The following is a 6,748-nucleotide window of genomic DNA, read 5'->3' as shown; positions in this document are numbered from 1 at the left end:
CGCCCCGGTGGCGGCGGCCCCGGTAGAGGCTGCCCCGCAAGCCGCGGCCGCGCCGGCCGTGGCCGAATCCGCCGCGGCGGCCGAAGCCATCTCTCAGGCCGCGCGCACCAGCCGCGCCGCCGCACCCGCCCATGCCGACAAGGAATCGACCTCGATCCGCGTGGGCGTGGAAAAAGTCGACCAGGTGATCAACCTGGTCGGCGAACTGGTCATCACCCAGGCGATGCTGGCGCAGACCGCGTCCACGCTGGACCCGGTGCTGCACGACCGCCTGCTCAACGGCATGGAGCAGCTCGAGCGCAACGCGCGCGACCTGCAGGAAGCCGTGATGTCCATCCGCATGATGCCGATGGACTACGTGTTCAGTCGCTTTCCGCGTCTGGTGCGCGACATTGCCGGCAAGATGGGCAAGCAGATCGAACTGCAGACCTACGGCCGCGCCACCGAACTGGACAAGAGCCTGATCGAACGCATCATCGATCCGCTGACCCACCTGGTGCGCAACAGCCTGGACCACGGCATCGAGACGCCCGAAAAGCGCGTCGCCGCGGGCAAGGACCCGGTTGGCCAGCTGGTGCTGTCGGCCCAGCACAACGGCGGCAACATCGTCATCGAAGTCAGTGACGACGGCGCCGGCCTGAATCGCGAGAAGATCCTGAAAAAGGCCATGGCCCAGGGTCTGCCGGTCAATGAGAATTCGCCGGACGATGAAATCTGGCAGCTGATTTTCGCACCCGGTTTTTCCACCGCCGAAAAGGTCACCGATATTTCGGGCCGCGGCGTGGGCATGGATGTGGTGCGACGCAACATCCAGGACATGGGCGGCCACGTGCAGCTGTCGTGCGAGCCGGGCAACGGCACCACCACGCGTATCGTGCTGCCGCTGACGCTGGCGATCCTGGACGGCATGTCGGTGCGGGTGGGCGAAGAGACCTTCATCCTGCCGCTGAACCATGTGACCGAATCGCTGCAGCCGACCAACGACCAGATCTATTCCGTGGCCGGCAACGAGCGCGTGATGCACGTGCGCGGCGAATACCTGCCGCTGGTGGAAATGCACCGCGTGTTCTCGGTCGGCTCGGCGCAGACCGACCCGACCCAGGCCATCGCGGTCATCATGCAGGCCGAAGACCGCCGTTTCGCGCTGCTGGTGGATCACCTGATCGGCCAGCACCAGGTGGTGGTCAAGAACCTGGAATCGAATTACCGCAAGGTCCCCGGCATTTCCGCCGCCACCATCCTGGGCGATGGCAGCGTGGCGTTGATCGTCGACGTATTTGCGCTTGCGCGCGCCAACCGTGAGCGTTGGTCGCAGCCCGAAGCCATTCTGAATTGATGGAGAAATAGCCCCATGGCAGCCAAACCGCAAGCGCAAGCCGCGCGCAATGAAGATGTCGGCAACGAGTTCCTGGTGTTCACGCTGGGCGACGAAGAGTACGGCATCGACATCCTGAAGGTGCAGGAAATCCGCGGCTACGACGCCGACACGGTGACCCGCATCGCCAACGTCCCGCCGTTCATCAAGGGCGTGACCAACCTGCGCGGCATCATCGTGCCGATCGTGGACCTGCGCATCAAGTTCAACCTGGGCAGCGTCGAGTACAACGAGCAGACCGTCGTCATCATCCTGAACCTGGATCGCCGCGTCGTCGGCATCGTGGTCGACGGCGTGTCGGACGTGCTGATGCTGAACGCCGGCCAGATCCGTCCGGCCCCCGAGTTCGGCGCCACGCTGTCCACGGAATACCTGACGGGCCTGGGTACGGTCGACGAACGCATGCTGATCCTGGTCGACATCGAAAAGATGATGACCAGCGACGAAATGGCATTGGTGGAGAAGGCCGCCTCCTGATCGGAGCGGTTGGAGTCCTGTGAGATGAGCGCGCCATATTGAACCAATATGGCGCTTTCCTTAACGATGGCAGTCAGGAGTGGTTCTTGTGATGCGCAAGTTTTTCGCGAACATGACGATACGCAGCAGCCTGTTGTGGGTGCTGGCGTTCTTCTCATTCATGTTGGTGATTGGAGCGGCGCTTGGCGTGCTGTCGCTGCGCATCAGCAACGGCACGCTGGCGGAAATCAAGCAATCGCAGGAACTGGACGACGCGGTGGGCCGCGTCGTGTCCAGCTATAAAGACACCCTGAACGGCCTGGGCCGCTCGGCCGCGGCCAACTATGCCGACATCGTGCGCAGCGTCGGCCAGCCCACGCTCTTGACGCAAGGCCTGTCCAGCGAGGCCGCCGGCCTCTTGGAACGCGCCAAGGCATCGATGAACAAGGGCCAGGCCGAATTCGATTTCTTCAAGACGCTGCCCAAGCCCCCGGAAGCGGCCGAGTCGTTGAAAGAGATCGAGGATTCCTACACCGCGCTGGTGCAGCAAGGGCTGACGCCCTTGGTCGCCGCACTGGAAAAGGCCGACATGCCGGCCTACCAGTCGCAAGTGCAGAAGGTGCAGGACGCGCTGGAAGGGCGCTTTGCCCGCGCCGTCGAAGGCTTTGATTTCTGGCGCGCCAGCAAGATGCTGGACGCCCATGAAGTGGCGCAGGTGCGCTACCAGTTCGTGCTGCTGGCCGTCAGCGCCGGCGGCGTGATCGCCGCGCTGCTGGTGTTTGCCACCTACGTTTTCCTGCGCCGCCGCGTGCTGCAGCCGCTGAAGGAAGCTGGCCATCACTTTGACCGCATTGCCGGCGGCGACCTGACTGCCCGCGTGGATGTGCGCAACACCAACGAAATCGGCCAGCTGTTTGCCGCGCTCAAGCGCATGCAGGAAAGCCTGACCCGCACGGTGGCCTCGGTGCGCCGCGGCGTGGACGAGATCAACGTGGGCTCGCACGAGATCGCGGCCGGCAATACGGACCTGTCCAGCCGTACCGAGCAGCAGGCGGCGTCGCTGGAAGAAACGGCGGCGTCGATGGAAGAACTGGCCTCGACCGTGAAGCAGAACGCCGACAACGCGCGCCAGGCCAACCAGCTGGCGGCCAGCGCATCGGACGTGGCCGAGCGCGGCGGTTCCGCCGTGGCCGAGGTGGTCAACACCATGCACGGCATTTCGGCCAGCTCGCGCAAGATCTCGGAAATCGTGTCCGTCATTGATGGCATCGCCTTCCAGACCAACATCCTGGCGCTGAACGCGGCCGTGGAAGCGGCGCGTGCGGGCGAGCAGGGCAAGGGCTTTGCGGTGGTGGCGGGCGAAGTGCGCTCGCTGGCGCAGCGCAGCGCCCAGGCGGCCAAGGAAATCAAGGGCCTGATCGAGGACTCGGTGACCAAGGTCGGCGCCGGTTCGCAGCAGGTCGAACGCGCAGGTGCCACGATGCAGGAAATCGTGGCGTCGGTGAAGCGCGTCACCGACATCATGGGCGAGATCTCGGCGGCGTCCGAAGAGCAGTCCAGCGGCATCGATCAGGTGAATCGTGCCGTGTCGCAGATGGACGAAGTGACGCAGCAGAACGCGGCGCTGGTGGAAGAGGCCGCTGCCGCGGCCGGCTCGCTGCAGGAACAGGCCCAGCGCCTGGCCGAGGCTGTGGCCGTCTTCAAGATCAATGCCGGCGAAGTCATCGAAGTGCCGGCGCACCGGCTGTCCGCGGGGCGCGCGGCGCCTGGGGATGATTCGCGGTTGCAAGCGCCCGATGCGCTTGCCCTTGGACACTGAGGGCAGCGGTGGCGACAGCAGCAAACACGGCGCCGTCCATTTCGGTGGACCGCCAATTCGATTTTCGCGACGCGGATTTCACCCGCGTGCGCAAGATGATCCACGCGCGTGCCGGCATTTCGCTGGGCACGCACAAGCGCGAAATGGTCTACAGCCGGTTGGCGCGGCGCCTGCGGGCGCTGGGCCGGCAGGACTTCGGCAGTTACCTGGACCAGCTTGAAAACGAGCCCGACGCGGCCGAATGGGAAGACTTCGTCAACGCCTTGACGACCAACCTGACGGCGTTCTTTCGCGAATCGCATCATTTCCCGATCCTGGCCGATTTCGCGCAAAAGCGCGGCGGCCCCGTGTCGGTGTGGTGCTGTGCGGCGTCGACGGGCGAAGAACCGTATTCCATCGCCATCACCCTGGCCGAGGCGCTGGGCGCCCGGGCCAGCGGCTGCTCGGTGCTGGCGACCGACATCGACACCAATGTGTTGAATCGGGCGCGCACGGCGGTCTATCCGGCCGAACGCGTGGCCAAGATGGAAGACAGCCGGCTCAAGCGGTTTTTCCTGAAGGGCCGCGGCGCCAACGAGGGCCAGGTGCGGGTACGGCCCGAAATTGCGGACATGGTGCGGTACGAGACCTTGAACCTGCTGGCGCCGTCCTGGCCGATCAGCGAAAAGTTCGATGTGATCTTCTGCCGCAATGTGATGATCTATTTCGATAAACCGACCCAGGCGAAGATTCTTGAGCGCTTTGTACCGCTGCTCAAGCCGGGCGGCCTGCTGTTTGCGGGCCATTCCGAGAACTTCACCTACATCAGTCGGGATTTCCGTCTGCGCGGGCAGACCGTGTATGAATGCGCGGGTCGTGCGTAAAGCTACGTGAGACTGAGGCGGCAAAACAATGCAAAAAATAAGAGTGTTATGTGTGGACGACTCCGCGCTGGTGCGGGGGCTGATGACCGAGATCATCAACAGCCAGCCGGACATGGAGGTCGTCGCGACCGCGCCGGACCCGCTGGTGGCGCGTGAACTGATCAAGAAGCACAACCCGGACGTGCTGACGCTGGACGTGGAAATGCCCCGCATGGACGGGCTGGATTTCCTGGAAAAGCTGATGCGCCTGCGGCCGATGCCGGTGGTGATGGTGTCGTCGCTGACCGAACGCGGCGGCGAAATCACGCTGCGCGCCCTGGAACTGGGCGCCATCGATTTCGTGACCAAGCCCAAGCTGGGCATCCGCGACGGCCTGCTGGAATACACGGAGCTGATCGCCGACAAGATCCGCGCGGCCTCGCGCGCCAAGCTGCGCGCACCCAGCCCGCATGCGGCGCCGCCGGCGCCGTCGCCGATGTTGCGCCGGCCGCTGTCCAGCTCGGAAAAGCTGGTGATCGTGGGCGCGTCCACGGGCGGCACGGAGGCCATCCGCGAGGTGTTGCAGCCCTTGCCGCCGGACAGCCCCGCCATTCTCATCACGCAGCACATGCCGGCCGGCTTCACGCGATCGTTCGCGCAGCGCCTGGATGCGCTGTGCGCGGTGACGGTGCGCGAGGCCGTGCACGGTGAACGCGTGCTGCCCGGCCACGTCTACCTGGCGCCGGGCGGCGACACGCACATGCGGCTGGGCCGCAGCGGCGCCAACTACGTGATCGAGCTGGACGCCAGCGAACCCGTCAATCGCCACCGCCCGTCGGTGGATGTACTGTTTAATTCCGCCGCCGTGGCAGCGGGCAAGAACGCCATCGGCGTCATCCTGACCGGGATGGGCAAGGACGGAGCGGCCGGCATGCTGGCCATGCACCGCGCCGGCGCCCACACCATTGCGCAGGATGAAGCCAGTTGCGTGGTCTTCGGCATGCCCCGGGAGGCTATCGCGATAGGCGCGGCTGACGAAGTGGTGCCGCTGTCGGCGATGAGTGAGCGCATTCTGACTCGCCTGGGCGACCGGGGGCACCGCGTTTGACGCGGACGTCTCCCCGATCGGTCTCAAGCACATTTCTTTTGGAGTAGAAGATGGTAGACAAGGGCATCAAGATTCTGGTGGTGGATGACTTCCCCACCATGCGGCGGATCATCCGCAACCTGCTCAAAGAGCTGGGTTTCGAGAACGTGGATGAGGCCGAAGACGGCGCCATCGGCCTGGAAAAGCTGCGTAACGGCGGCTTCCAGTTCGTCGTGTCCGACTGGAACATGCCCAACCTGGACGGCCTGGAAATGCTCAAGCAGATCCGCGCCGATGCCGCCCTGGCGTCGCTGCCGGTGCTGATGGTGACGGCCGAGGCCAAGAAGGAAAACATCGTTGCGGCGGCCCAGGCCGGCGCCAACGGTTACGTGGTCAAGCCTTTCACCGCGGCGACGCTGGAAGAGAAGCTGGTCAAGATCTTCGAGAAAATTGCCGGCTGAGGTGCGTGAATGAGCACGACGCAGAACGTTGACCCGGCCGAATCCCCGGACCTGATCCACCGCATCGCCTCGCTGACCCGCATGCTGCGCGACAGCATGCGCGAGCTGGGCCTGGACCAGGCCATCAAGGACGCGGCCAACGCCATTCCCGATGCCCGCGATCGCCTGCGCTACGTGGCGCAGATGACCGAGCAGGCCGCCAACCGCGTGCTGAACGCGACCGAAGCCGCCGGCCCGATCCAGGACGGCATGTCGCGCTCGGCCCAGGCGCTCGATGGCCGCTGGCAGCAATGGTATGACCAGCCGCTGGAATTGCCCGAGGCCCGCGAACTGGTCAAGGACACGCGCGCCTTCCTGCAGGACGTGCCCAAGCAGACGCAGCAGACCCAGTCCAAGCTGATGGAAATCATCATGGCGCAGGACTTCCAGGACCTGACCGGCCAGGTCATCATGCGCATGATGGACGTGGTCGGCGCGATCGAACGCGAACTGCTGCAGGTGCTGCTGGACAACGTGCCGCAAGAACGCCGCGACGAGGCCAACAGCCTGCTCAACGGCCCGCAGGTCAGCCCGCAAGGCAAGACCGACGTGGTCACCAGCCAGGATCAGGTCGACGACCTGCTGGCCAGCCTGGGCTTCTGACCCGGGCCTGGCGGCGGCCGGGGCTTGTCCCGTCCGCCGCTTTGCTTGACCGGGCATGGTCGTATT

The 6,748-nt window shown here is 65.0% G+C and carries 7 protein-coding genes; all 7 read left to right on the top strand.

Annotated features, from left to right (window positions below; genetic code table 11):
* Positions 1 to 1,336: chemotaxis protein CheW (locus tag HV798_RS30760; protein WP_246289333.1), on the top strand; the 1,336-nt coding region annotated here is incomplete at its 5' end.
* Between the two features lie 15 nt (positions 1,337 to 1,351).
* Complete coding sequence (cheW, locus tag HV798_RS30755) at positions 1,352 to 1,852, top strand: chemotaxis protein CheW (RefSeq protein ID WP_025138907.1); 501 nt, start codon at positions 1,352 to 1,354, stop codon at positions 1,850 to 1,852.
* A 91-nt stretch (positions 1,853 to 1,943) separates the two neighbouring features.
* Positions 1,944 to 3,650, top strand: coding sequence for a methyl-accepting chemotaxis protein (locus HV798_RS30750; RefSeq protein WP_175193818.1), 1,707 nt, complete (start codon positions 1,944 to 1,946; stop codon positions 3,648 to 3,650).
* Between the two features lie 8 nt (positions 3,651 to 3,658).
* Entirely contained in the window at positions 3,659 to 4,513 is an 855-nt protein-coding gene (locus tag HV798_RS30745) for a CheR family methyltransferase (protein ID WP_025138905.1), read from the top strand.
* A 28-nt stretch (positions 4,514 to 4,541) separates the two neighbouring features.
* Entirely contained in the window at positions 4,542 to 5,600 is a 1,059-nt protein-coding gene (locus tag HV798_RS30740) for a protein-glutamate methylesterase/protein-glutamine glutaminase (RefSeq protein WP_025138904.1), read from the top strand.
* 50 nt (positions 5,601 to 5,650) lie between these two features.
* A complete protein-coding gene (gene cheY / locus HV798_RS30735) occupies positions 5,651 to 6,040 on the top strand; it encodes a chemotaxis response regulator CheY (RefSeq protein ID WP_025138903.1) in 390 nt (129 codons plus the stop codon).
* Between the two features lie 9 nt (positions 6,041 to 6,049).
* Positions 6,050 to 6,682: a protein phosphatase CheZ gene (cheZ, locus tag HV798_RS30730; protein ID WP_025138902.1), complete on the top strand. Its 633-nt coding sequence runs from the start codon at positions 6,050 to 6,052 to the stop codon at positions 6,680 to 6,682.
* Positions 6,683 to 6,748 lie beyond the last annotated feature (66 nt).

This window comes from Achromobacter deleyi, assembly GCF_902859705.1.
GTDB classification, from domain to species: Bacteria; Pseudomonadota; Gammaproteobacteria; order Burkholderiales; family Burkholderiaceae_B; genus Achromobacter; species Achromobacter deleyi.
This window is presented reverse-complemented; position numbering and strand designations above follow the sequence as displayed.

What these genes read in the sequence shown, in the direction of transcription:
- cheW (WP_025138907.1), top strand. Translation starts at nt 1,352, where the DNA reads ATGGCAGCCAAACCGCAAGCGCAAGCCGCGCGCAATGAAGATGTCGGC.
- HV798_RS30750 (WP_175193818.1), top strand. Translation starts at nt 1,944, where the DNA reads ATGCGCAAGTTTTTCGCGAACATGACGATACGCAGCAGCCTGTTGTGG.
- HV798_RS30740 (WP_025138904.1), top strand. Translation starts at nt 4,542, where the DNA reads ATGCAAAAAATAAGAGTGTTATGTGTGGACGACTCCGCGCTGGTGCGG.
- cheY (WP_025138903.1), top strand. Translation starts at nt 5,651, where the DNA reads ATGGTAGACAAGGGCATCAAGATTCTGGTGGTGGATGACTTCCCCACC.
- cheZ (WP_025138902.1), top strand. Translation starts at nt 6,050, where the DNA reads ATGAGCACGACGCAGAACGTTGACCCGGCCGAATCCCCGGACCTGATC.